This is a genomic window from Mesorhizobium waitakense (assembly GCF_056431085.1).
Genome location: NZ_JBWKME010000062.1, coordinates 73,421 through 94,696, shown reverse-complemented (window position 1 = coordinate 94,696; position 21,276 = coordinate 73,421). Strand labels below are relative to the sequence as shown.

24 protein-coding genes and 1 pseudogene are annotated in these 21,276 nt (G+C 65.0%); 7 read left to right on the top strand and 18 right to left on the bottom strand.

Annotation, left to right across the window (positions count from 1 at the left end):
- Positions 1-8: 8 nt before the first annotated feature.
- The 6 genes from AC07FD_RS14920 to AC07FD_RS14895 all read right to left on the bottom strand — a co-directional run bounded on the left by AC07FD_RS14920 (position 9) and on the right by AC07FD_RS14895 (position 3,900).
- Entirely contained in the window at positions 9-755 is a 747-nt protein-coding gene (locus AC07FD_RS14920) for an SDR family NAD(P)-dependent oxidoreductase (protein WP_477226698.1), read from the bottom strand.
- A 134-nt stretch (positions 756-889) separates the two neighbouring features.
- On the bottom strand, positions 890-1,681 hold the full coding sequence (locus AC07FD_RS14915) for a pseudouridine synthase (protein WP_478350437.1): 792 nt from the start codon (positions 1,679-1,681) through the stop codon (positions 890-892).
- A 137-nt stretch (positions 1,682-1,818) separates the two neighbouring features.
- A complete protein-coding gene (locus tag AC07FD_RS14910; protein WP_478350436.1) occupies positions 1,819-2,643 on the bottom strand; it encodes an alpha/beta fold hydrolase in 825 nt (274 codons plus the stop codon).
- Entirely contained in the window at positions 2,633-3,127 is a 495-nt protein-coding gene (locus tag AC07FD_RS14905) for an SRPBCC family protein (RefSeq protein WP_478350435.1), read from the bottom strand. The genes AC07FD_RS14910 and AC07FD_RS14905 overlap by 11 nt, the downstream gene beginning before the upstream one ends.
- Positions 3,124-3,459 (bottom strand): ArsR/SmtB family transcription factor, encoded by a 336-nt coding sequence (locus AC07FD_RS14900; RefSeq protein WP_478350434.1) that lies wholly within the window; start codon positions 3,457-3,459, stop codon positions 3,124-3,126. The genes AC07FD_RS14905 and AC07FD_RS14900 overlap by 4 nt, the downstream gene beginning before the upstream one ends.
- A gap of 72 nt (positions 3,460-3,531) precedes the next feature.
- Positions 3,532-3,900, bottom strand: coding sequence for a hypothetical protein (locus AC07FD_RS14895; protein ID WP_478350433.1), 369 nt, complete (start codon positions 3,898-3,900; stop codon positions 3,532-3,534).
- 180 nt (positions 3,901-4,080) lie between these two features.
- Here AC07FD_RS14895 and AC07FD_RS14890 point away from each other — a divergent pair, with 180 nt between their 5' ends.
- A complete protein-coding gene (locus tag AC07FD_RS14890; RefSeq protein ID WP_095091187.1) occupies positions 4,081-4,383 on the top strand; it encodes a hypothetical protein in 303 nt (100 codons plus the stop codon).
- 28 nt (positions 4,384-4,411) lie between these two features.
- Here the strand turns inward: AC07FD_RS14890 and AC07FD_RS14885 are convergent, their stop codons facing one another.
- Positions 4,412-5,116 carry an XRE family transcriptional regulator gene (locus AC07FD_RS14885; protein ID WP_095091188.1) on the bottom strand — a complete coding sequence of 235 codons (705 nt, stop codon included), beginning with the start codon at positions 5,114-5,116 and terminating at the stop codon, positions 4,412-4,414.
- Positions 5,117-5,717: 601 nt separating this feature from the next.
- On the opposite strand from AC07FD_RS14885, the gene AC07FD_RS14880 reads away from it, so the two are divergent.
- On the top strand, positions 5,718-6,356 hold the full coding sequence (locus AC07FD_RS14880; protein ID WP_478350432.1) for a GcrA cell cycle regulator: 639 nt from the start codon (positions 5,718-5,720) through the stop codon (positions 6,354-6,356).
- A 180-nt stretch (positions 6,357-6,536) separates the two neighbouring features.
- Here the strand turns inward: AC07FD_RS14880 and AC07FD_RS14875 are convergent, their stop codons facing one another.
- The gene (locus AC07FD_RS14875; protein ID WP_457150586.1) at positions 6,537-6,845 is read right to left on the bottom strand and encodes a DUF982 domain-containing protein; all 309 of its coding nucleotides are present in this window, start codon (positions 6,843-6,845) and stop codon (positions 6,537-6,539) included.
- Between the two features lie 123 nt (positions 6,846-6,968).
- The gene (locus AC07FD_RS14870) at positions 6,969-7,250 is read right to left on the bottom strand and encodes a DUF982 domain-containing protein (RefSeq protein WP_477283018.1); all 282 of its coding nucleotides are present in this window, start codon (positions 7,248-7,250) and stop codon (positions 6,969-6,971) included.
- Positions 7,251-7,680: 430 nt separating this feature from the next.
- Between AC07FD_RS14870 and AC07FD_RS14865 the strand changes: the two genes are divergently transcribed.
- Positions 7,681-8,277 (top strand): DUF6456 domain-containing protein, encoded by a 597-nt coding sequence (locus AC07FD_RS14865; protein WP_478350431.1) that lies wholly within the window; start codon positions 7,681-7,683, stop codon positions 8,275-8,277.
- A 56-nt stretch (positions 8,278-8,333) separates the two neighbouring features.
- Here AC07FD_RS14865 and AC07FD_RS14860 read toward each other — a convergent pair whose 3' ends face one another.
- Together AC07FD_RS14860 and AC07FD_RS14855 are read right to left on the bottom strand one after the other, a co-directional pair.
- Positions 8,334-8,645, bottom strand: coding sequence for a hypothetical protein (locus AC07FD_RS14860; RefSeq protein ID WP_478350430.1), 312 nt, complete (start codon positions 8,643-8,645; stop codon positions 8,334-8,336).
- A 159-nt stretch (positions 8,646-8,804) separates the two neighbouring features.
- Entirely contained in the window at positions 8,805-9,698 is an 894-nt protein-coding gene (locus tag AC07FD_RS14855) for a LysR family transcriptional regulator (RefSeq protein ID WP_478350429.1), read from the bottom strand.
- Between the two features lie 132 nt (positions 9,699-9,830).
- Between AC07FD_RS14855 and AC07FD_RS14850 the strand changes: the two are divergent.
- Positions 9,831-10,580 (top strand): annotated as a pseudogene (locus tag AC07FD_RS14850) (SDR family NAD(P)-dependent oxidoreductase).
- A gap of 18 nt (positions 10,581-10,598) precedes the next feature.
- Here AC07FD_RS14850 and AC07FD_RS14845 read toward each other — a convergent pair.
- The gene (locus AC07FD_RS14845; RefSeq protein ID WP_478350428.1) at positions 10,599-12,638 is read right to left on the bottom strand and encodes an acyltransferase family protein; all 2,040 of its coding nucleotides are present in this window, start codon (positions 12,636-12,638) and stop codon (positions 10,599-10,601) included.
- A gap of 182 nt (positions 12,639-12,820) precedes the next feature.
- On the bottom strand, positions 12,821-13,561 hold the full coding sequence (locus AC07FD_RS14840) for an XRE family transcriptional regulator (RefSeq protein WP_478350427.1): 741 nt from the start codon (positions 13,559-13,561) through the stop codon (positions 12,821-12,823).
- A 234-nt stretch (positions 13,562-13,795) separates the two neighbouring features.
- Here AC07FD_RS14840 and AC07FD_RS14835 point away from each other — a divergent pair, with 234 nt between their 5' ends.
- Complete coding sequence (locus tag AC07FD_RS14835) at positions 13,796-14,089, top strand: hypothetical protein (protein WP_478350426.1); 294 nt, start codon at positions 13,796-13,798, stop codon at positions 14,087-14,089.
- Here the strand turns inward: AC07FD_RS14835 and AC07FD_RS14830 are convergent, their stop codons facing one another.
- Entirely contained in the window at positions 14,090-14,815 is a 726-nt protein-coding gene (locus AC07FD_RS14830) for a Crp/Fnr family transcriptional regulator (protein WP_478350425.1), read from the bottom strand.
- A gap of 423 nt (positions 14,816-15,238) precedes the next feature.
- On the opposite strand from AC07FD_RS14830, the gene AC07FD_RS14825 reads away from it, so the two are divergent.
- Entirely contained in the window at positions 15,239-15,454 is a 216-nt protein-coding gene (locus AC07FD_RS14825) for a hypothetical protein (RefSeq protein WP_478350424.1), read from the top strand.
- Between the two features lie 162 nt (positions 15,455-15,616).
- On the opposite strand, the gene AC07FD_RS14820 is transcribed toward AC07FD_RS14825, so the two are convergent.
- Entirely contained in the window at positions 15,617-16,648 is a 1,032-nt protein-coding gene (locus AC07FD_RS14820; protein ID WP_478350423.1) for a hydroxyacid dehydrogenase, read from the bottom strand.
- A 193-nt stretch (positions 16,649-16,841) separates the two neighbouring features.
- On the opposite strand from AC07FD_RS14820, the gene AC07FD_RS14815 reads away from it, so the two are divergent.
- Positions 16,842-17,921: a LacI family DNA-binding transcriptional regulator gene (locus AC07FD_RS14815; protein ID WP_478350422.1), complete on the top strand. Its 1,080-nt coding sequence runs from the start codon at positions 16,842-16,844 to the stop codon at positions 17,919-17,921.
- A 70-nt stretch (positions 17,922-17,991) separates the two neighbouring features.
- On the opposite strand, the gene AC07FD_RS14810 is transcribed toward AC07FD_RS14815, so the two are convergent.
- The 3 genes from AC07FD_RS14810 to AC07FD_RS14800 all read right to left on the bottom strand — a co-directional run bounded on the left by AC07FD_RS14810 (position 17,992) and on the right by AC07FD_RS14800 (position 21,129).
- Positions 17,992-18,222 (bottom strand): hypothetical protein, encoded by a 231-nt coding sequence (locus AC07FD_RS14810; protein WP_478350421.1) that lies wholly within the window; start codon positions 18,220-18,222, stop codon positions 17,992-17,994.
- 92 nt (positions 18,223-18,314) lie between these two features.
- Positions 18,315-19,511: an FAD-dependent oxidoreductase gene (locus tag AC07FD_RS14805; protein ID WP_478350420.1), complete on the bottom strand. Its 1,197-nt coding sequence runs from the start codon at positions 19,509-19,511 to the stop codon at positions 18,315-18,317.
- A gap of 118 nt (positions 19,512-19,629) precedes the next feature.
- Positions 19,630-21,129: a glucosamine inositolphosphorylceramide transferase family protein gene (locus AC07FD_RS14800; RefSeq protein ID WP_478350419.1), complete on the bottom strand. Its 1,500-nt coding sequence runs from the start codon at positions 21,127-21,129 to the stop codon at positions 19,630-19,632.
- Positions 21,130-21,276: the final 147 nt, after the last annotated feature.

The window sequence follows — 21,276 nt, the reverse complement described above, 5'->3', positions numbered from 1 at the left end:
TGCGCGCCTCATGCCGCCGCCGCAAGTCCGCTGCCGCTGACGGTGAAGGAGACGCCTTGCAGCTTGCCACCGGCGAGCGTGACCACGGCGTGCCCGACATCGGCCGGTGTCTGCATGTCGGTCATGCTGGCGAGGAAATCCGCCGGGCTGATGCCGAGATAGGCCGACACGCCGTCGATGCCGCGCTGGCCGACGCCGGTGTCCGGCATGATCCGCATCGGCACCAGCGCCATGAAGCGCAGGCCAAGGCCGAGCCGGTCGGCTTCCTTCTGGCAATGGGCGGCAAGAAACATCTGCATGCGCTTGGCCCCGGAGTAGCCGCCGGAGTTCGGTGGGCCGCCGCTGAGCGCCGCGCCACTGGAGATCAGCACCACCCGGCTACCCGGCTTCAGCCGGCCCTGGAGTGCGGCCTTGCAAAACAGGAACGATGCCTTGACGTCCATGTCCCAGTTCGCGGAGAAGTCGTCCCAGCTTTGGTCCTGGACCGGCGCCGACGGGGCCAGGGCGCCGGCGCAGATCACTAGAACATCCGGCTCCAACGCGGCGAACACCGCATCGGGCGCGATCTCCTGCGTGGCGTCGACCGCCAATGTCTTCACCCTGGGTTTCTCCCAGGACAGCTGTTTCAGATCGGCTGCACCCCGGGCTACGGCGAGCACCGTCGCACCCTCGCTGAGTGTGGTTTCGACGATCGCGCGGCCGACGCCCCGGCTGCCTCCGACGACGACGACATTCTGACCTTGTAACGATGCCATGGATCACCTCGCTTCTTCCGGCCGCCGGACCATTCCAGCGCCTGTAGATCAGGACAGCGCGGGTGAGCGGAAATCATCGGTGGGGGCAAGAATTTTTTGGAGGTGTCGCGGTTGAAGGGGCCTGCACCCGCCACTTACCCCGCCAGCAGCGCCAATTCCTCCGGCGTCAGGTGCCGCGCCGTGCCCTTGGCGAGGTCGCCGAGTTGCAGGCGGCCGATGGCGATGCGGATCAGCCGCAGCACTTCGATGTGATGCGCGGCGAGCAGGCGGCGGATGTGGCGGTTGCGGCCCTCGTCGAGCACGATCTCCAGCCAGGCGGTGCGGCCGCCGCTGCGCAGAAGCTCGATCGCGTTCGTGGTCAGGGTCTCGCCGTCGACGGTCACGCCGGCGCGCAATCTTTCCAGCATCGCGGCGTCGGGCACCGTGCCGATCTGCACGTGGTAGGTCTTGGGCAGATGCGAGGCCGGGTCCATCAGCCGGTTGGCAAACTGGGTGTCGTTGGTCATCAACAGCAAGCCTTCGCTCGCCTTGTCGAGCCGGCCGACCGGCGAGACGAAGGGCAGGTCGAGCCCGTCGAGGCAGGCATAGACGGTGTCGCGCTGTTGCGGGTCGTCGCGGGTGGTAACCATACCGCGCGGCTTGTTGAGGATGAGATAGACCTTGCGCTCGGCAACCACGGGCCGGTCGTCGACGACGATGCGGTCGCGGTTGAGGTCGACACGAAGGGCCGCATTGCGCACCACCTTGCCGCTGACGCGCACGCGCCCCTCGGCGATCAGCACCTCGGCCTGCGTGCGCGAGCACAGGCCGAGCTTCGACAAAGCGCGGTTGAGGCTGACGCCAGGCGGTTTGCCAGTGTGCGGCTTGCCAGTGCTAGCGTTGCCGGCAGGTGGCCTGCTGTTGGGCGGTGGTGGTCGTGCTGCCATGCTGCTGGGGATCGGTCCGTTGTGTCAGACAGATGCCACGGGCCACGACGGTTTCGCAAGCCGGATGCGGCGAGGCCCGCTCACATGCGACGATGGCGGGCTGTCTCCTTCCACGAAGCTGTTCTTACCGGAGGAGGCTATTCCCTCCCGTTGAAGAACGCCGTCAGCACGGGCGCGTGCGCGGCGGGTTTCAGCATGTGGTTCTGGCCGGCCAGCGTCCGGTAGCGGGCATTGGGCAGCGCCTCGGCCAGCGCCTTGTTGCCACGCTGCATCCAGAGCGGGCTCTTGCCGCCATCGGTTACCAGGATCGGCACGTGCACCGAAGCCCAGCCGGCAGAGTCTAGCATCTTGCCGCGTTGATCGCCGGCGACGATGGCGCCGTCATAGGGCAATGTATGCGCCACCGCCTTGAGTTTGCGCCAGATCGGCGTCAGCCGCATGAAGACAATCAGCAGGCCGGGCATGCCGACCGATCTGAGGAAGGCAGTCACCGCGTCGCCGCGCCGTTCTTCAGCGATCGCGGCCCGGATCGTTGCCCAGTCGCCTTGCGTGGTCCCGCGGCTGTCGTCGACGATCAGCGGCGCTTCGTAGAGCGCCAGCTTGCCGATGCCGGGCAGGCGGCTTGCCGCCATCAGCGCCAGCATGGCACCTGACGACATGCCCCAGACGAAGGCCTCGCCGCCAGCTGCCTGGAGCACGGCCTCGATGTCGTCGATCTCGCGCTCGACCGCGTAGAGCGCGGTGTCGCCGCTGTCGCCACGACCACGGCGGTCGTAGCGGAACACGGTGAAGCTACCTTCAAGCGCCCTGGCGAGTGGAAGGCTCGGGCCCATGGTGCGGGAACAGAGCGCGCCGTCGACCAGGATGAGCGGATGGCCCTGGCCACGGCGCTCGCAGGCGATCGGCGTTCCATCCCGCGACAGGACGGCCTGCGTGGTCGGCTCGGCGTTTTCAGCCAGCATGGTTGCCTCCTATCAGCTGCTCGAGCCGGTCGAAGCTCTGCGTCCAGCCGCCGCGCATGCCGAGTGCCAGCATGCGGTCGCGGTCGGCAGCGCTGGCCAGCGTCACCTCGAAATGGACGTGGGTTCGCTGCGCATCCGGCGTGAAGGTCACCGTATGGCGGCTTTGCCCAGGCGGCTTGCCGGCCCATTCGCGCAATTCGGGATCCGGCTCGTCGGAATAAACCAGTCGGCTGTCCGCCACGATTTCGAGATAGCTGCCCTGGTTGCGGTAGAGCGCGCCGCTCGAGGTGCGCATGTCGATCTGCCAGCGGCCGCCGACGCGCAGGTCGAGCACACAATGCGGGATGGTGCAGTCCTTGATGCCCCACCATTGCGCCACCAGCAAAGGATCGGTCAACAGCCGGAAGACACGCTCGACCGGGGCATCGAAAATCCGCTCGATGGCAAAGCTACGGTCGTCCGCCGAAGCCATGGGCGCGCTCATTCCGGTTTGTCCGCGCCGCGCCGCAACAAGTCCTCCATACGGTCGAAGCGGCCTTCCCAAAGCTTGCGATAGCCGTCGAGCCAGCGGTCGATGTCGCGCAGCGGCTTGAGTTCGATGCGGCTCAGATGCTTCTGCGCCGACCGGCTGCGGGTGACCAGGCCTGCCTGCTCCAGCACGCCGACATGCTTGGAGATCGCTCGCACGGTCAGCGCGAAAGGTTGCGCCAGTTCGGCGACCGAGGCTTCGCCGTCGAGCAGCCGGGCAAGGATGGCGCGGCGCGTCGGATCGGCCAGCGCGGCGAATGTGTCGTCGAGGGAGATTTGGGTTGCCATTTTGGAACCATTTAGTTCTGGAACTATTTGGTTCTATAAAGCAATCGGCCCGTCACGTCAACGGTGACCGCCTCACGCCGCTTGCAGAACCCACAGAAGGTGACCGTAACGGCGGAAGTAGCGCGCCACGAGGCGCTGCTGCCTGGCTCTGATGAGATCGGCCAGGCGCCGCTCCTGGCGCCAGCGCGGCATGTTGCGCCAGAAGGCGATGAAGCGGGCGGCGTCCTCGATGGCTTCTTGCGCCGACAGCGCCGGACCGATCGCCGCCAGGAACAGCGCCTGCGAATGTTTCAGTGCATCGATGACGGCCTTGCGCCTGACATGATCCTGGCAGGCGCGCTCGATGCCGTTGCGGCGGATCGCCTCGAAGGCTTCGAGCAGAGCAGGGCTGTCGCCGGTGTAACCGCAGGCGCGGGCGAAATCGGCGGCAAGGGCGTCCATCGTCACTCCCGGAGGGCGGGCGGTTCGCGCCCCCGACTCACATTTGTGAGTTGATATAAGCATAACTCAAATAAATGTAGAAGAAAAACTTTTGGGAATCTTTGAGATAGGCGACTCGACTCGCGGCCTAAAACACAGGATTATGCGAACAAATCAGGAACAAAAGACGAGGCAGGGGCGATGGCATTGCCAGGCAAGGAACCAGTAATCGCGCATGTCGCCTCGATATCGGTCGAGTGCGCCGATTGCGGCCGCAACAGATGGTGGCGGCCCGATCAGCTGAAGCGGTTCGGGGTGTCGGGGAATACGCCGCTGGCCGCCCTTTCAGGCCGCATCGTCTGCTCGGCCTGCCGCGCCGACGGGCTGCCGGGCGTGGCCATTTCGATCCAGGCGGCGTTCATCGACGAGCGCCAGCGCGTGCGCAGCGAAGCCCGGATGCTGAACGACCGCGAGGCGCCGCTCGAGGGAGCGAGGCGGGCGTGAGGAGAGGGGCGCTGCGGGAGCCGCCACCCTAATACCCCAGCAGTTCCTTGAGCGGGATGACGCGCCAGACCTGTTTTATGGCGTAGCGGTTGAAGGTCAGCGTCTTCGGCGGATTGTACTGCTCGACCACCAGCTCGGCGGTGGTGCGCTTGACCAGCTTCTTGATGAAGGCCTTGCCGTTGCGCTCGTTTTCTTCGGGAAAGGTCTCGATCACGACATGGTCGCCGGGCACCGCCTCGCGGCCGCCGCAATAGATCATGTCGCCCGGTTCGTAGCGCGGCACCATGGAATCGGAAAGCACGTGCAGCGCAAACACCTTGGGGAGGTTGCGGATGCCGGGCGGACGCTGGACATAGCCGGCCGGCTCGCCGTTCAAGGTGAAGTCGCCGTCATCGCCGCCGACGGCGGCGCCCAACACCGGGATATCCATCGGTCCGGCGGGCGGTGCGCCGGCATCGGTGACGATCTCCACGTCGGCGACCGGGCCGGCATCGTCGAGGAAGACGACCTCGCCCTTGCCCAACGCCACCGGGTCGACTCGCAGGAAGGCGGCGGTCTTCAACAGGTTCTCGGTCTTGGGCAGGTTGCGGCCGGTTTCCCAATTGCCGACTGCCGCGACATCGGTGTCATTGTGCTCGGCAATGTGGCGCATGACCAGGCCGCGCTGCTTGCGCGCCTGGCGGATCGCCGCCCCGACCTTGATCGACAGTTGCGTTTTTGCCATGGCGCGCATGTGAGCGATGAAAGTGGCTCTCGTCTATGAAAGAATGGCTTGCATAATTTTTTGAGTTATGCTTATATACGGACATGCAAAACCTGTCCAGATTCGATGGCGCCGTGGCGCCGGCCTCGCATGAGGCGGACCCGGCGGTCACCACCGTCAGCCATTCCCTTCCGTCCCGGCCGTCCTCCCCGGCCGGGGCGAAGCCCGAGGCGCTTTGCCTGATTGCATCGGCCTCGGATCCGGTCCGCCCGTCACCGGCGACCGGAACGGCCGGAGCCGCCGCTCCCAGCGGCTCCGGCCCCCAATTCGATCGAGATGGCGCTGGCCAGGATTCTGACGGTCCAGCTGACCGGTCATGCATCCGCACGCAGGATGGCACCGTCATCTTGTTCGATGGCCGTTTCCGCCTCCGACAGAAAAACGGCCGTGGCGCGGCTTTCGCGCCTCGCTGAACCGGCCAGGCGGCGAGCCCGCTCCCGCTGAGGCTAAAGCCGGAGCCAGCCGGCCCTCCGAACAGACAACCCTGACTGCGGCCCAGGCAACCGGGCCCAGACCTGACGCTTGCCCGACGGCGCACGGCCGAAGGCGGAACTTTGGAAGGAGCCCTGAGATGGCAAGCTATACCGACGCCGAATTGCAAGAGATCGCCCGCTGGCTGAAGGACGGGCTTTCCGCCTCGAAGATCGCGGCGGCTCTCACTGTGCTGCGTGGCAGTCCGGTGTCACGCAACGCCATCATCGGCGTCGTGCACCGCAACACCACGCTGGGCGCGATCGGCTTGGCCTATGGCAAGCGGCCGCCAGCCGGCAAACGCACGGTGAGCAAGCGGGCGAACGGAACGGGCGGGGCCATCGCCAAGGTGTCCGACACGATCGACGTCGCGCTTGCCACCGGCATCGCCGGCACGCCGGTCCGGCCGAAGCGCTTGCCGCAACCCCTGTCGGTGCGCGATGTGGGCGTGCTGGTCGCCGATGGCGAAGCCTATTGCCTGGAGATGCCGGTGCTGCCTCGTGCGGCCCTCGGCCGCCAGCCACATGGCGTGGCGATGCGTTTCATCGACTGCCTGTTCGGCCGCTGCCGCGCGCCGCTGGATTTGACGCTGGAAGAAGATCCTGAAAACGATGCGCCGGGCAGTCGGCCGGGCGCCGCCATGCTGTCCTGCGGCATGCGCACCAAGGCGCTGAAAAGCTATTACCCCTACCACCAGGCCCGCTTTCGCCGCCGCGTTTTTGAGGCGGAGGCGGGGTGAGCATCCCTTCACCCCCGTTTACGGGGAGAAGGTGCCGGCAGGCGGATGAGGGGCGGCGCTGACGTGGTGGGATTGAAAACAGATATGAGCTTCAAGCATCCGACCGAAGCGCTGGCGCCGCCCCTCATTGCCCTGGCGGACATTTCTCCCCGTTCACGGGGAGAAAGAAACTTCGTCGCCCTATTTCGGTATCTGCCGGCCTTGCTTGGGCATGCGGCTTTGCACGGTCCTGGTCTCGAGCGTCATGGCCGGTCCGCCTTCGGCCTCCAGGATGTCGGCCACCCTGGCAAAGCCGGTGAACACTTTCATGGCGTCGGATTCGGAAATCTGCGCTGCGATGGCAGCGCTGCAGGCGTTGAGGGCGCTGCGGTAGACATGGCCGCGCCGCTCGAGCGGCCAGCGCTGCAGGAAGTCGGCGGCGTCGTTGACGCAGTCGATCTCTTCGATCTGTCCGTCGATCCGCACCTTGAGCGGCACTCCGGTCTTCATCGTACCCACGGCGTTCACCTTCACTCTGCGCGGGGCTGGAAACCCCGCTCTTATCAACGCGCCACGCTGGCTGGCGGTTGCATCACATTTTCGGCCCGGCCCTGCCCACCAACCTCACAACCCTCACGGGCTGACCACGGCGTCCAGCCAGGCATGGGCGCGGCTTCTTGGCCTGGCCACCAATATATTCTGTTGCCCAGCCGCCCTGGTGAGGGCGTCGAACGCGATGCGCTGGCTGCAAGTGCCGTCTACCGCCAAGGCGACGAGCCTGGCCGCCTCGACATAGCCAGGTGCTGTCTTGTCTGGCCATTGCTGCCTGAGCGCGTCGGCGGCCTCAGCCACCGAGCCGACCAACATGGTTCTGCTGTCGCAAAAGCGCAGCGTAACCGGCATGAAAGCTGTCATACGCAAACCTCCCGTTGGTATGGACGCGACATAACGTCGAAAGTTCGCGCTGGTTCCATTAGTCCGGACGCGGATATGGCCGCAGTCTCGGCAAGGCTTGTGTCCTCCAGCGTACTCAGCATTGAGCTGCGCTATCCGCGAGGTGCTCGCCAGAGCAGAAGGTACGTTAGTGCCGCCGGTGAAGAGGTGACGCTCTCTGATTGACAGATCGGCGGGACAGCGCCCCCCCCCTCTGGCCTGCCGGCCATCTCCCGCACAAGGAGGGAGATCGGCAGCGTTGCCCGCACCGCCTTTCCTGCAACGTTGGCGATTGCGAAAGCAGCAGCAACATCCAATCTCCCCACTCGTGGGGGAGATGCCCGGCAGGGCAGAGGGGGGCGCGAAGGATCACCAGCCTCCCTAATCCCAACACCCCAACCAGGAGCCTCCCGTGAGCAAGAGAACCAGAGCCGCAAGACCGCAGGCGCCAAAACTGCCGAAGGGCGAGGCCGAGCAGGTGCGCATCCGCCGCGAGATCGGCCATGATTTCGCGCTGAAGGACGATGACTTCGGCCGCAAGCGGCTAGCTGCGGGCACGCTGGAAGCGGGCCGCGTCTACGAGGTGTCGAATGACGGCTTCACCTCCACCGGCGGCATCGTGCGGGTGCGCAATGTGGATCCGCTGCTGGGCATCACCTCGCTGTCGCGCCAGCAGCGCGAGGCCGGCCTGCGCTACCGCGAGGATTTCCGCTGCAGCCAGCAGGCGAGCGTGAAGCCGATGCGCTGGAGCGAGCGCGTCGACGGCGGCCGGCACGGCGGCGGCATCGCCGACAGCGTGCTCGACGCCGGCCGGGCGCATGCCGCCGCAAGCCGGGCGCTATGGCATTGGGAGGTGGCCGCCGTGGTCCAGAAAGTCTGCTGCGCCGGCGGCTCGATCAAGAGCCTGGCCGAGCAGACCGGCGAGGGGCGGGATGTGGTGACAAAGCTCTTGAAGGTCGGGCTGGACCTGCTGGCGGTGCACTATGGGATGATGTTGGGGAGAAGGTGAGGGTGACAGGCGACCCGACCGGCAATGCCGGCCGGATCAGTTCTCACAAGATCAGGTCATCCGCAGACGCGGATTTCCTCGATGATCCTGTGGTGATGGCGCCAGTGCTTGACCAGTTCGATGTGGCAACGGTGGTGCCGGTGGTAATAACGCGGCCTGTAACCGTTGTCGTAGGAGTCGTCCTGGTAGTAGCGGCGATAGGCGTAGCGATCGCCGTAGTCACCGTAACCATTGTAATAGCCGTTGCCGTAATAGTCGTCGGCATAGCCGCCGATGCCGAGAGTGATACGGGCGCGGGCATCCGCGGGGGCGATCATCGCCGCCGCCGAAGCAATGGCGATAACCGAAACAAGCAGGAGCTTCTTCATGGCTACCTCCTTTCAAGGTTGACCTAATATAACCCCCGAGACGCGGCCCCGTTCCACAGATTCGCTAGATGTGACGAACAGTAGGGACATCAAGGCCGGGCCGGCAGACAGTTCAGGAATCCATATACTATTGCACGCCGTAAACGAGGGAGAAGCTAGTTACCTTCCCAACCTCCCCATCTGCCTTGTCAAAAACTCCACGAACAGCCTTGCCCGCACCGGCAGTTGCCGGCCGAAGGCATGTACGATGTGGACCGGCATGGTTGGCATCGGCACCTCCGGCAGGACGCGCATGAGTCGGGCGGTGTCGATGTCGTCTTGCACGGCGACTTGCAGGAGGTGGGCGATGCCGGCGCCGGAAAGTGCCGCGTTGCGGATGGCGCCGCCGTCGTCGGTGTCGAAGCGGCCATCGGGCACGATTTCGGTACCGTCGGCGAAGGCGATGGGTCGCGGGCGGCCGGCCGAGACGTAGCGGACGAAATCGTGGCGTCGCAGATCGGAGATCGAGGCTGGCAAGCCTCGACGCTGGAGATAGGCGGGGGCGGCCACGAGCACGATCGGCAGGCTGGCGATGCGCCGCGCCGTAAGCCCGGCATCGGCCAGCGTGCCCATGCGCACCGCCACGTCATAGTTCTCGCGGATCAGGTCGGCATGGCGGTCTGTGACGCTGAGTTCCAGCTTCACTTCCGGCTGCTCGGCCAGGAACAACTGCACCCATGAGGCAATGAGGCCGCGGCCGAGTTCGACCGGGGCGGTGACACGCAGCAGGCCGCGCGCCGTGCCGGTGCTTTGCACGATGTCCTGCGCATCGTCGAGCGCCCGCAGCAGCGGCGCCACTCGCTCGTAATAGGCGATGCCTTCGCTGGTCAGCCCCAGCCGGCGCGTCGAGCGTTGGATGAGTTTTGCGCCGAGCCGCCGCTCCAGCTTCGCCACGCTCTTCGACACGGCCGACGGGCTGGAGCCAATCAGCCGGCTGGCGACGTGGAACGAGCCGGCATCCACCGTGCGCACGAAAGCGACGAGGCCGGCGGTCTTTTCGAGGATGGTGGTCATGGAGACGTCATCGCATGTCGAGAAGGGGCTGATTGCGGAATTCCAGGCAAGAAAGAGTGGCGTACTGACAATCTAATGCGCTTTTTCGGCGTGCTTAAATACCGCTCATCGTCAGGATCAAGGAGAGAATGGATGACCAGTCTGAACGGCAAGGTCGCCATCGTCACCGGCGCATCGAAGGGTATAGGAGCAGCCATCGCCAAGGGATTGGCGGCGGCGGGCGCGGCTGTCGTGGTCAACTATGCCTCATCGCGGGAAGGCGCCGAGCGCGTCGTCGCCGCCATCGCGGACGCCGGCGGCCGGGCGGTCGCGGTGAAGGGCGATGTTGCGCAAGCGGCTGACGTGCGCGGCCTGTTCGAAGCGGCAAAGTCCTCGTTCGGCGGCATCGACATCCTGGTCAACAATGCCGTCGTGTTCCAGTTCGAGCCGCTGGAGGCGGTGACAGAGGCCGAGTTCCACCGCGAATTCGGCACTAATGTGCTGGGCGTCGTGCTCGCCATCCAGGAAGCGGTGAAGCATTTCGGGCCGGCCGGCGGCAGCATCATCAACATCAGCTCGGTCGCCAGTTCCAATCCGCAGCCCAACTCGCTGGTCTATGCCGCCACCAAGGCGGCGGTGGATTCGATCACGCTGTCGATGTCGCGTGAGCTTGGCGCCCGCCGCATCCGCGTCAACGCGATTGCGCCGGGCGGCGTCGACACCGAAGGGCTGCAGCGTGTCGGCATCGTCGGCAGCGAACACGAGGAGGCGCTGGTGGCGGTCACCCCGCTCGGCCGCTTTGGCTAGCCCGACGACATTGCGCGGGTGGCGGTGTTTCTGGCGTCCGACGAGGCGGGTTGGGTGACTGGAGAGCGGATTACGGCGTCGGGTGGGTGGCGATAGGAGGGCGGGCGCTGGTTTTCAAAACAACGCCTTCTCCAGCGGCCGCTCCAGCGTCTCGGCGAAGGCGGTGGCGAGGTGGTGGCGGTCGCGGAAGGCTAGCTTGCCGCCGATGAAGACGTGGCAGGCGGTGCGGCCGCAGAAGCGGTCGGTGAGGTCGACATAGAGCGTGTCGGGCACGCTGGCCACGACGGCGCGCTCGGCGGCGGCCGCGCCGTCATTGGCGGCCTCGCTCCTTGGCGTGTCGCAGTGCGGCGACGGCGCCTCGCGCCACCACAGCGCGCGCGCCACGCAGGAATCGGCGAAGCTGGCGTTGATCGGCGTGTCGCGGATCACCGCGGCCTCGACGCCGGCCCGGCTGAACGCCTGCAAGGTCGAGCGCAGGCCGGCCTGCCAGCGCTCGGTCTCGGCGGTGCGGCTGGCGGCGGGCATGTCACGCGTCAGATTGCCAATGGAGAATTCCGAGATCACCACCAGGCGCGGCTTGCGGGCGATGATGTCCGATATCGCCTGCTCGCGCCAGGCGTCGCATTCGGTGTAGTCGCGTTTCAGCACGGTGTTGAAGGTCGAGAGCCGCGAGGCGCGGCACGATGATTTGAGATAGGTGACCACCCTGGTGTCGTTGCGCCTGGCCGCCTCGATCAGCGGCGTCGACCAATGGTCGGCATGCGAATCGCCGAACAGCACGATGGTGTGGGCGGCATCCGTGGCGCCGAACGTGCAGGGTTTGGGCGTCACCGTGTGGAAGTCGAGCAGGCAGCTCTTGTCGACGGCGCGCGCGATGGAGGGTTGTTCGGCCGCCTGCTCGATGCCTCGCTGGTCGGGGTCGATGTTGCGCTGGGCCAGATGCGCATTGGCATAGGCCATCGCCACGCCGGCGCCGGTCAGCGCCAGCGCCGGAGCCAGCGCAATTGCAGGAAAAGTGAGACGCGGTCTTGCGTCCGGAATCGCGCTGAAATAAGGAGCCCTGGCGCCCGCCGTCAGCCAGACGGCGCGCCGTCCGGGGTTCTCGATCAGGTGATAGGTGAACACCGACAGCGCCAACGCCAGCGCGCCGCAACCGAGGCGCTGCGCCACGCTGAGATCCGGCGCCAGCATCTGGGCATAGACGATCACCGGCCAGTGCCAGAGATAGAGCGAATAGGAGAGCGCGCCGATCCATTGCAGGGGCGGCAGCGACAGAGCGGCGACCGGGCTGTAGGCTTGACCGTTGGTCCGCCCGGTGGCCAGCATGCCGGCCTGCTCCCCGCCGGCCCCGCCCAACAGCACCAACACCGTGCCGGCAACCGGCAGCAGCGCCAGGTAGCCGGGAAAGGGCAGGTCTTCGCTCAGCCACAGGTAGGCCGCCGCGATCAACGCCAGGCCGAGCCAGCCAAGTGCAACACGCAGCCGCGGACGATGCAATAGGAAAGTCACTGGGACCAGCGTCGCCAGGCCGCCGGCGGCGAACTCCCAGGCACGCAGCGGCGAAAAATAGAAGGCCCAGGCTGGTGCTGCGCTGGTCAGCCAGGCGCAAGCGACGAAGGAGACGAGGCCGGCGATGCCGATCACGACCACCGCCGTTCGCCGGCTGGGACGCAGCCAGGCGGCCAGCAGAAGCAGCGCCGGCCAGGCCAGGTAGAACTGCTCCTCCACGGACAGCGACCAGAAGTGGATGAAGGGATTGCTGGTGGCGTCAGTGGCGAAATAGTCGAACGACCAGCGCAGCAGCCACAGATTGATGGCGTAGGCCGAGGCGAACATGGCGCCGCGCGAATAGAGTGCCTGCTCCTGCGGCGACAGGATGAAATAGCCGGCCACAAGCGTCGCTAGGATGACGAACAGTGCCGCCGGCAAAAGGCGCCGCGCGCGCCTGGCATAGAAGCGCCAGAGGTCGAGCCTGCCGGTATCGCCGATTTCCTGCATGAGGTGGGTGGTGATTAGCCAGCCGGAGATGACGAAGAAGATGTCGACGCCGGCAAAGCCGCCGGGCAGGGCGGAGAGCCCGAAATGATAGGCGACGACGCCGCCAACGGCGAGCGCGCGCAATCCCTGTATGTCCGGCCGGAACGATGCTGCCAAGACGGCTCCTTCGTGCAAGCCCACCTCTTGGCCCACCGCTTGTCCCAGCCCCGTCGCAAGTGTCGGCCGGGCAGGTTGACATCGCAATGCAACAAATCTTTCGCAGTGCAACATGGCAAGAAAAAAGGGAGGTCCTCTCCGACCGGCCGCGCCGCGCCGTCAGTCGCTCCGGATCTGGTGCATCAAGCCTCGCGCGCGAGGCTTGCCGCCAGAGGGTCGACGCTGGGGTCATCGAGGCTGACAGTGTGGGCCATCCGCATCGCCTGTCTCAGGCTGATCCTGGTGACGTCCCGCCGCATGATCACCGACACGAAGGCTGGCCCCGATCCAGTTAGGACAATGGCCCTGCCGACCAGAACCGGCTCCGAGATTGGGGCCCATTGCACGGCCATGATCGACGGCTCGCCGGTCTGGCGGCTGTTGATGCCGCTGAAATAGATCCAGTTCAGGCGCGAGATCACCACGCCGTAGTGGTTGTCGGGCGCCCGTGCTCCGCCCTGGCTGTCGTCTGGAGCCCACCGCGTCACGCGCCTGAAGGTGACCAGCTCGGTCTCACGCTGCACGAAGGTGATCGAGCGCGTCAAAAGGTCGGGGCGGCCGGGAACCGAAAAATAGGTGAAATAGGTACCACCGGCGATGGCCGGCGAGGGGGGATGCACCATGGTCTCATACAGTCTCTGGCGCAGCAATGCGTGGCTGTCGGTGGCTGCCGCGGCAGCGGGCTCGCGATAAAGATCGTTCTCGTCGATCTTGAAGAAGCCGCAGATCAGCCTGGCGGTGGCTTTGTTCGGAATGGCCTGGCCTTGCAGATAGCGCTCGAACTGGGTGCGGTTGATGCCAAGCTCACGGCACACCGCACTCACGGAAGCGTGGCGTTGGACCAGCCGCCTGAGATTGGCGGCGAGATTCTCGCGAATTGGCACGACATCGCCCCCGCGACGTACGGATGCTTATTCAAGCGATAACTTATATTTTGCCAAACTCGCATGCGGTGACGGTTTCGCGAAGAGGGACTTTGGGCCAATAGCGCGGCCGGTCCGGTGACACGAAGACTGTACGGTTTTGACCGTTTGGCTATGCAAGCCAGCCAAATGGGCGTAATCCAGTGTCAAGAGCGACCTGGATCGGCCACTCGACATCCTGTGATGGAGGGCGGTTTGGATCACACCGGCCTGGTCGAGCTTCTGGACTATACGCAAGCGCAATTGAGCAAGATACGCCAGGCGGTGGCCGCGAGCGATCACGCCGGCGCCATGTTCACCATCGATTGCCTTATCGGAGCGGCGGCCGAACAGACGAAATGCAAGCTAGCAAGCCTGGAGCATGGCGGGTTGCCAATTGGCAGAAATGAACCGGTTGGCCGGAACAGGGCGGCGGATGACTATGAAGTCGGTGCGACAGGGCCCGGCAAAGTGACATCATCGGGCAAGCCGGTGGCGCGGCGCCCTTGATCAGTCGGCATCGATCTCGCCGAGCAGCCTGACATATTCGGCCTCGGCTTCGCCGTAACTGCCATTGGCGAGTTCTTCCAATCCGGCGCGGTCGCGGATGACGATTTCGCCGCGCCGCGAACGGATCAGCGCGCGGCCTTCCAGCAACTGGAGGGCAACGGTGACGCCTGGCCGTCGAACGCCAAGCATGATGGCCAGGAATTCGTGCGTGATGGCCAGGGTTTCGCCAGGCACCCGGTCGTCGCACATGAGCAGCCACCGCGCCAGCCGCTCCTCGAGCTTCAGCCTTGCGTTGACGAGCGCGGTGCAACCGGCCTGCGTCTGTAGCGCGTTGACGAAGCGCAGCAGGAACATCCGCAAGGTCGCACTTGCCGCAAGGGCTGCATTGAAAGGGCCGGCTTCGATGCGGATGGCTTCGCCCTCGAGCTGCACATAGCAGGCGTGCACCGCACGGTCGTCGCCCATCACCAGCGAAGATCCCGTCATGCCTTCGAAGCCGATGAAGCCCACTTCGGCCTCGTGGCCGCGGGTCGTGCTGGCGACCACCGAGCCGATGCCCCGTTCGATGAAGTAGACGGCCTCGATCGGAATATTGGGGCTCACCAGTACCTGGCGCAAAGGCAGGTCGCAGCGCTGCATATGGGGCTCGAGCAACGCCAGGTCATCCGCCGGCATACGCCGCAGCAGTTGATTTCGGTATTGGTGGTTTTTTTCAGGATCGGTCATGGCGCGGCCCAATGCAGGGCAAGAGCCATCCCATCTCCCAGCCGTCCGCGCCCCGTATCAACGTGCCGACGATAGCCCGTATATAGGGAGTTTGAACGAAAAAACCCAGGAATGCGGTATGAAATTCGATGCACGGCGGCCCCCAACACCGTTCGCATACGAAAAGATCGACCTGAACGTTAGTGTCGGAAACGTACCAAACGCGTCTTGGTACAAAACCGACATATCCCTTGAGAATGCCGGATCACGGCGACGGTCGATAAAATCCGCCGGCTAACGACAAGAGCGCCATGTCACGTCTGGAAATCCGTTCGAAGCGTGTCTGATGACACACGTATCTATCTTCGGCAGGCGGGAAAGTGTACGATTTGGGGGTGCGGACATCGTCAGGCAAGTGGTCGCTGCTCCAAGAGAGGGCTTCTCATGTCGAGCCTTAACAAGCGCCATCCCGGCTTCTATCCTTCCGATCTGAAACTGTGCCAACGCGTCTTCGACCAGGTCTGCTCCGAACGCAAACTTGATCCGAAGTCGCCGGAGCCAAACGTGCAGCGGCTCGCAGCCACGGTGTTCTCGCTATTCGAGAATGGCTGCAGCAATGAAACCGAGTTGCTTGAGAGTTTCAGGCGGACCCGCCAGTGACCAAAGTCCAGGTCATGTCCTCGGACACCAGGGTGGCATCGAATTGCGAGACCAGCACAAGCATCGGGCCGGGATCGCACGCAACATCCCCAGGCGGTATTTGATCGAGTTCCGGATCGAATGGCGCGCCAACCCGACAGCGCCAAAAACGGCCGCCCTCCGTCAGTTCTTATCCACCGGCTTCGAACGCATCCTCGACACCGTCTCGCGCTCGGCGCGTTTAGAGCGCAGTGGCGGCAGGCCGCGATCGACCAGGTCCATGTCCTCCAGCACCATGTCGCCCATGCGCTTGAACGCGATGTCGAGCGCGCCGGCGCGGTGGGCCGAGCGCAGGAAACCGGGCAGGGCACGAACCGGATGGCCTTGCGCCAGCGGCTCTTCCGGAAAGACATCACTGGCGGCGACGATGTGGCCGCTTTTCACCGCCGCCATCAGGGCGGGAAAATCGACGACGCCGGCGCGGCTGAGCAGGATGAAGGCCGCGCCCTCGCGCATGCTGGCAAAGGCGTCGGCGCCGAGAAATCCCTGGTTCTCGCTGGTCACCGAAGCCACAACGAAGACGAAGTCGCTCTGCGACAGCACCTCGTCGAGCGAGGTCGGCTCGACGCCGTTGTCGATCAGGATCGACGGCGGCAGCCAGGGATCGAAGACTTTTGTGCGGGTGCGGAAGCCCGACAGCAGCCGGTTCAGCGCACGGCCGAGATCGCCGAAACCGACGATGCCGACATCGGCCCCCGACAGCAACCGGGCTGTCCGGTTGCCGTCGCCGCCCCACAGCTCCTTGCCATGGCGAAAGGCGAGGTCAGCGTCGACGATGTCGCGGGCAAGGTTGAGCGCCATGGCAAGGCCAAGCTCGGCCACCGGCTCGGCGAAGACCAGGCCGGTGGTGACGACATGGATGCCGCGCGCAAACAGTGTCTCGTAGGGCATGTTGTTGATCAGGTTGGTCTCGACGTTGAAGACGCAGCGCAGGGCCTTCATCTTGTCCAGCGTTTCAGGCGCGATCGGCGGCTGGCCGACGATGTAGCGGGCTTCGGCCAGCACATCGGCCGGCAATTTTGCGACGCCATCGGGTGTCGTCTCGACGATACGGTATGTTTTCCGGAAGCGTGCCAACTGCGGGGGCATGAAGATGAGGTCGAGCGTGCGCGGTTCCGGCGCGCTGATGACCAGCGGCAAGGTGCTATCTGACATGGCAATTTCCTCCGGGCGCGAACCTCATCGCCCATTTTTAGTTTGCACATGTCGTTATCCCGTTGCACACTTTTGGGCGACACGCACGGAGACAAAATACCTTCGATTAAACGATTTACAAACGCGAAAAATCGATTTACTCGATTGGTGGCGGACGAAAAATGCTGACGTCCGCGCCTCGTGAGGAGGACCAATGGCGCATGGGCAGGGCCAGCGGCGGCGTCCGTCGATCCACGACGTGGCAAGCCATGCCGGCGTGTCGGCAGCCACCGTCTCCAAGGTCATGGCCGGCGTCACCACGGTGAAGCCCGAGAATGCCCAGCGCGTCTTCGATGCCGTCGAGCTTTTGGGCTACCGCGTCGATCCGCTGGCCTCCGACATGCGGCGGACCAAGCGCCGCATCATCGGTGCCATCATGCCCGAGTTCGAGAGCGAGTTCTTCGGCCAGATGGTCACGCAGCTCGAAAGCCTGGCCGAGCAGCGCGGCTATACGCTGGTGGCCGCATCGAGCCGTGAATCCGAGGCGCGTGAGAAGGAAATCCTCGAACGCATGCATGACTGGAGGGTGGCCGGCGTCGTGCTGGCGCCGGTGCGCAACGAGCACGGTCCGGCCGCCGGGTTCATGAAGGCCAACGGCATGACCGGCGTGCTGATCGACCGCGTGCTGTCGGACGACGCCTTCGACACCGTGTCGGCCGACAGTGCGGCGGCCAGTGCCGAGGTGGCGCGCGAACTGATCGGCAAGGGCCACCGCCATATCCTGGTTGTCGGCCTTGGCGAACATGCAGCCACGATGCACGCCCGCCTCGACGGCTTTCGCGGCACCGCGTTGGCGCTGGCGCCGGATGTGCGCATCGAGGTCGTGCTTGCCGAAAGCGATGTCGAACCGCTCAGGTCGCAATTGCGCGACTATTTCGATCAAGGCGAAGGTGGGGGCGGGGGCCAACGTCCGAGCGCCGTCTATTCGCTGTTCCTCAAGGGCACACTGGTGGCGCTGTCCGAGTTCCGCCGGCGTGGCTGGCATTGCCCCAACGACATTTCGCTGGTCGGCTTCGACGACGCCGAGTGGATGCAGGTGACATGGCCGGCCATCGCCGCGGTGGTGCAGCCGGTGCGGCAGATCGCGGGCCACGCCATGGACGCCCTGTTTGCCAGGATTGAAGGCGGGGCGGGGCCGCCGAGAGCACGGCTCGAGCCTTGCCAGGTTTTGATGCGGGAATCCGTTGGCTTGCCAGGCAACCGCCTGCATTCCGGGGGAGGAAACCGACAGTAGCCAGTGTCGGCAGGCAGTTGCGCTGCACCTGGCCCTGGCGGCCTGCATGGGAGGCAATCGCCGCTACCGGCTACAGCGGCGCCGTTGCGCTGGAAATCTTCACCAGGCGCTCCGCGGCCTCGACCAGACGCCGTTGCGCGGTCTGTATCCTGCTGCGCAGCGCGACGTTCTCGGCCAGCATTTCTTCCGTGCGTTGAATCGCGAGCTCGGTCCGGTTGATGCGCTGCCTTGCATTGGCAACTTCCAAGGCCAAAATATCGGCCACCATCCCGTGACCGTGGGGTTCCATGGTGTTTGTCATAAGTTTCTAACACCTGACGGGCGATATCGTTCCCGCCTCCTGCGCACACGCGCGCCAAGCATGCAAGGCTGGGGTGATCCGGGCGGGGTGTTCTATGACGCTTCGCCGGCGACAGCATTTGCCCGCCGCAGGCCTAAATGCCGTATCTTGCGGCCGACGATCATCAGCTGGCGCGCGGTGTTGTTGCGCAGGCGGCGGATGCGCCATTCCAGCCCTGTGCCGGTGGTGATCTCCTTGGCATAGTAGCTCACCCGCATGCCGTTCTCATCGGAGGCGATTTTGACCGGGTCGTCATAGAAGGCGCAGATCTTGTCAGCCGCCATGCCTGGTGTTTCGAGCCAGCGCGGAATGTGAACCGAATGGAGCCGATCGACATCGGTCATCACCCGCTCGATGCCGACGCCCGGCGTCGGGCATGTGGTCCAGAAGGCGTCGCCGATGAAGACGACACCATCGCGGCGATGGCCTTGCGTCGTGGTCAGATTGATCTGCCTGACCTCGACAGGGCCTGCCATCTCGAAGTTCCCGCATTGCGCTGATATTTCGGGCATCAGCTCGCAAAGCATCTTTTGCGGGTCCTGGCGAAACGCCCTTGTCCACGGCTCGGCCACCAGCCGGTAGACGAACATGTTCGCCCGCATCTTGTTGCCGATCGGAAAGACGCTGATGTAGGCGACACGGTCCCCGGCCCGTTTGGCGTAGCAGGTGACGGACTGATAGGCGAAGTCACGCGGCGCGATGGCGAGATCGAAGCCGATCGACAGCGAAAATGCCTTGGATTCTTCTATGCGGTTCACGCCGATGGCGCGCCGCACCGCTTCGCTGTAGCCGGTGGCCACCACCAGAAGCCGCGCGTCGATGACGGAGCCGTCGGTGAGCACAAGCCGCTGCTTGTCCGGTCCGGTGGTGATCTCGGCGACTTTGCCCACCGTCAACGGAACTTGCGGCGGCAGCGCGTCGCGCAGGCCGTTGATCAGCGCGCCATAGGAAAATCCAAACTCGCGATGCATTTCACGCGCGAACAATTGTCCGAGGCGAAAGACGTGGACCTCGTCCATCGGGGTGACGAGAGGCAGAAGCGTCGCGTCGAGGCCCAGTCTCTCGAACTGCTGCATCTGCTTCGTGCCGATCTTCTCAGCCCTGAACTCGTCGTGATGGATGCGGTGCGGATCGATCAACGCCACCTTGCGCCCGGCTTTTCCAAGCACCGTCGCCAAGGTGGTTCCGGCCAGCCCGGCGCCGACAATCGCCACGTCGACTTCGGCTGGGCCAGCCTCTGCGATAGTCATTTCGCCGCCCTTTCTGCTAGTCATCTTCCTGCTCTGCAATCTGTGGTGGAAAATACGTCCGGACCCAAATCAACCTCAAGCAACCTGCGGGCGCGACTGGTAGTAACCAATGTTTATGTTAATACCGCCCGCCTCGTTGCTTCCAGCGCGGTGCAATCGCCGAGCCGTCGATGAACTCGAAACCACCCGCCTCGTTGAGCGTGTGGAGCTTGCGTCCATCCCATAGCGCACCTGGATTTAAGATCGTCTCAACAACCTGCTCCATGCCGATCAAATCGAGGTGAGAGATGCGTGCGATGCCGAGAGCCGCGCCATAGCTCCTGCGACAGTCCTGCACCGGGCGCAGCAACTGATCGCCTCGTTTCACCATGCGGCCGGCCGGCCGCGCCGAGGCGATGTCGATCAGCACGGGATTGTTCGGGTGCGGCGTCCAGGGGCCGCGAAAATCCGGCGCCGACCACAGATGCAGCGTGTCGGAGAAGGCGCCTCCACCGTCCCGGACAGTGGCGAACATCCACCAGCTGCCGCCGTGCTCGACCAGGGTGGCGTCGCTGGCGACGACGCCGGACAACAGCGTCGCCTCCTTGACCCAGCCGCCGGGAAACGCAGTCGCCCGGTAAAGATCGACCGCGCCGTTGGCGCAGCTTTCCGGAACCATCCAGACCTCGCCGTCGCGCTCGAAGACGAAGGGGTAGGAGAGATGGTAGGGCAGTTCCAGCACCGGCTCAGGACGGCCAAGCGGGCCGGCCGGACCGAACGGCACAGCCGAGATGATGGCCTTGCCGAGCCGGTGGATATAATCCTCGACGAACAGGGTAAGCTGACCCTGATAGAGGATCGGGAACGGATCGGCGTAGAAGCGGCTGCCATCGTCCGGCAGCACCTGCCAGCCCGATGCCGGATGGGCGCGCAGGTCGAACAGATCCCGGCCCTTGGTTTCGCGCCAGCCGACCTTCCAGTGCGGCGCGTTGTAGCAAAGATGGTAGATCTTCTGGACGATCCGCCGCGCCAACGCCTTGGCCGCCCTGACGCCAAGCTTGCCGACCGAGGGCATCGGCGGCGGGGCACCAGCCTGCGCCGGCTCGGGCAGTGCCGGCACGGCCGTCGCTGCGCCCGACATCGCCGCGACGATCAGGCTTGCCGTACGCGCCAGCATGTCCTGGAAGGATGCCAGCGCGATACCGCCATATTCGGTTCCCAGGCGCCCGGCGGCAATCGCAGCGCCGTTTTCCTCGACGCGGGCGAGTGGCGTCTGGCCGGCGAGGATCAAGGCGAGCAGGGCCGCTTCCCCGCTGGCGCCGCCATAGGTGACGTGCCAGATCCGTGGGCCTTCGAGCTGAACGTCACCGCAGAGGTCGACCACCAGATCGACCGAAGCGGGCGGCGCGCCATAGCGGGCGAGCGCCGAGCGCGGCACGCGCTTTGCTAGCCCGTCGCGGGGCAAGCCGTGGATTGCCGTTTCAAGTTGGAACAAGGCCTCGGCGCTGCGCGGGATACCGCCGCCAGCCGGCCGGGCATCGACGGACAGCTCGACATTCGCGAGCGCGGCCAGGCGTTGAGCGAGCAGGACATGGAAGCCACGGACGCAATCGCCGTCCAGGCGCAGGCTTAGCCGCATGTTGAACACCTGGCACTTTCGTGGCCGACGTCAGAACATGGGACACTGGTGTCGGCCCGGTTGAAGTGTTGCCCCATTTTCGTCCGTCTCTCGTTCAGCTGCGCGGTGTCAACACCCCAGTACGTTTACCTAAGCAAACTCCGTGCC

Excerpts from the sequence above, each read along its gene's own strand:
- AC07FD_RS14910 (WP_478350436.1), bottom strand. The coding sequence starts at position 2,643 with ATGCTGGCTGAAAACGCCGAGCCGACCACGCAGGCCGTCCTGTCGCGG.
- AC07FD_RS14825 (WP_478350424.1), top strand. The coding sequence starts at position 15,239 with ATGTCGAGCCTTAACAAGCGCCATCCCGGCTTCTATCCTTCCGATCTG.
- AC07FD_RS14895 (WP_478350433.1), bottom strand. The coding sequence starts at position 3,900 with ATGGACGCCCTTGCCGCCGATTTCGCCCGCGCCTGCGGTTACACCGGC.
- AC07FD_RS14920 (WP_477226698.1), bottom strand. The coding sequence starts at position 755 with ATGGCATCGTTACAAGGTCAGAATGTCGTCGTCGTCGGAGGCAGCCGG.
- AC07FD_RS14815 (WP_478350422.1), top strand. The coding sequence starts at position 16,842 with ATGGCGCATGGGCAGGGCCAGCGGCGGCGTCCGTCGATCCACGACGTG.
- AC07FD_RS14800 (WP_478350419.1), bottom strand. The coding sequence starts at position 21,129 with ATGCGGCTAAGCCTGCGCCTGGACGGCGATTGCGTCCGTGGCTTCCAT.
- AC07FD_RS14875 (WP_457150586.1), bottom strand. The coding sequence starts at position 6,845 with ATGAAGACCGGAGTGCCGCTCAAGGTGCGGATCGACGGACAGATCGAA.
- AC07FD_RS14880 (WP_478350432.1), top strand. The coding sequence starts at position 5,718 with ATGGCAAGCTATACCGACGCCGAATTGCAAGAGATCGCCCGCTGGCTG.
- AC07FD_RS14820 (WP_478350423.1), bottom strand. The coding sequence starts at position 16,648 with ATGTCAGATAGCACCTTGCCGCTGGTCATCAGCGCGCCGGAACCGCGC.
- AC07FD_RS14890 (WP_095091187.1), top strand. The coding sequence starts at position 4,081 with ATGGCATTGCCAGGCAAGGAACCAGTAATCGCGCATGTCGCCTCGATA.
- AC07FD_RS14810 (WP_478350421.1), bottom strand. The coding sequence starts at position 18,222 with ATGACAAACACCATGGAACCCCACGGTCACGGGATGGTGGCCGATATT.
- AC07FD_RS14870 (WP_477283018.1), bottom strand. The coding sequence starts at position 7,250 with ATGACAGCTTTCATGCCGGTTACGCTGCGCTTTTGCGACAGCAGAACC.
- AC07FD_RS14860 (WP_478350430.1), bottom strand. The coding sequence starts at position 8,645 with ATGAAGAAGCTCCTGCTTGTTTCGGTTATCGCCATTGCTTCGGCGGCG.
- AC07FD_RS14885 (WP_095091188.1), bottom strand. The coding sequence starts at position 5,116 with ATGCGCGCCATGGCAAAAACGCAACTGTCGATCAAGGTCGGGGCGGCG.
- AC07FD_RS14805 (WP_478350420.1), bottom strand. The coding sequence starts at position 19,511 with ATGACTATCGCAGAGGCTGGCCCAGCCGAAGTCGACGTGGCGATTGTC.
- AC07FD_RS14900 (WP_478350434.1), bottom strand. The coding sequence starts at position 3,459 with ATGGCAACCCAAATCTCCCTCGACGACACATTCGCCGCGCTGGCCGAT.
- AC07FD_RS14915 (WP_478350437.1), bottom strand. The coding sequence starts at position 1,681 with ATGGCAGCACGACCACCACCGCCCAACAGCAGGCCACCTGCCGGCAAC.
- AC07FD_RS14905 (WP_478350435.1), bottom strand. The coding sequence starts at position 3,127 with ATGAGCGCGCCCATGGCTTCGGCGGACGACCGTAGCTTTGCCATCGAG.
- AC07FD_RS14855 (WP_478350429.1), bottom strand. The coding sequence starts at position 9,698 with ATGACCACCATCCTCGAAAAGACCGCCGGCCTCGTCGCTTTCGTGCGC.
- AC07FD_RS14830 (WP_478350425.1), bottom strand. The coding sequence starts at position 14,815 with ATGACCGATCCTGAAAAAAACCACCAATACCGAAATCAACTGCTGCGG.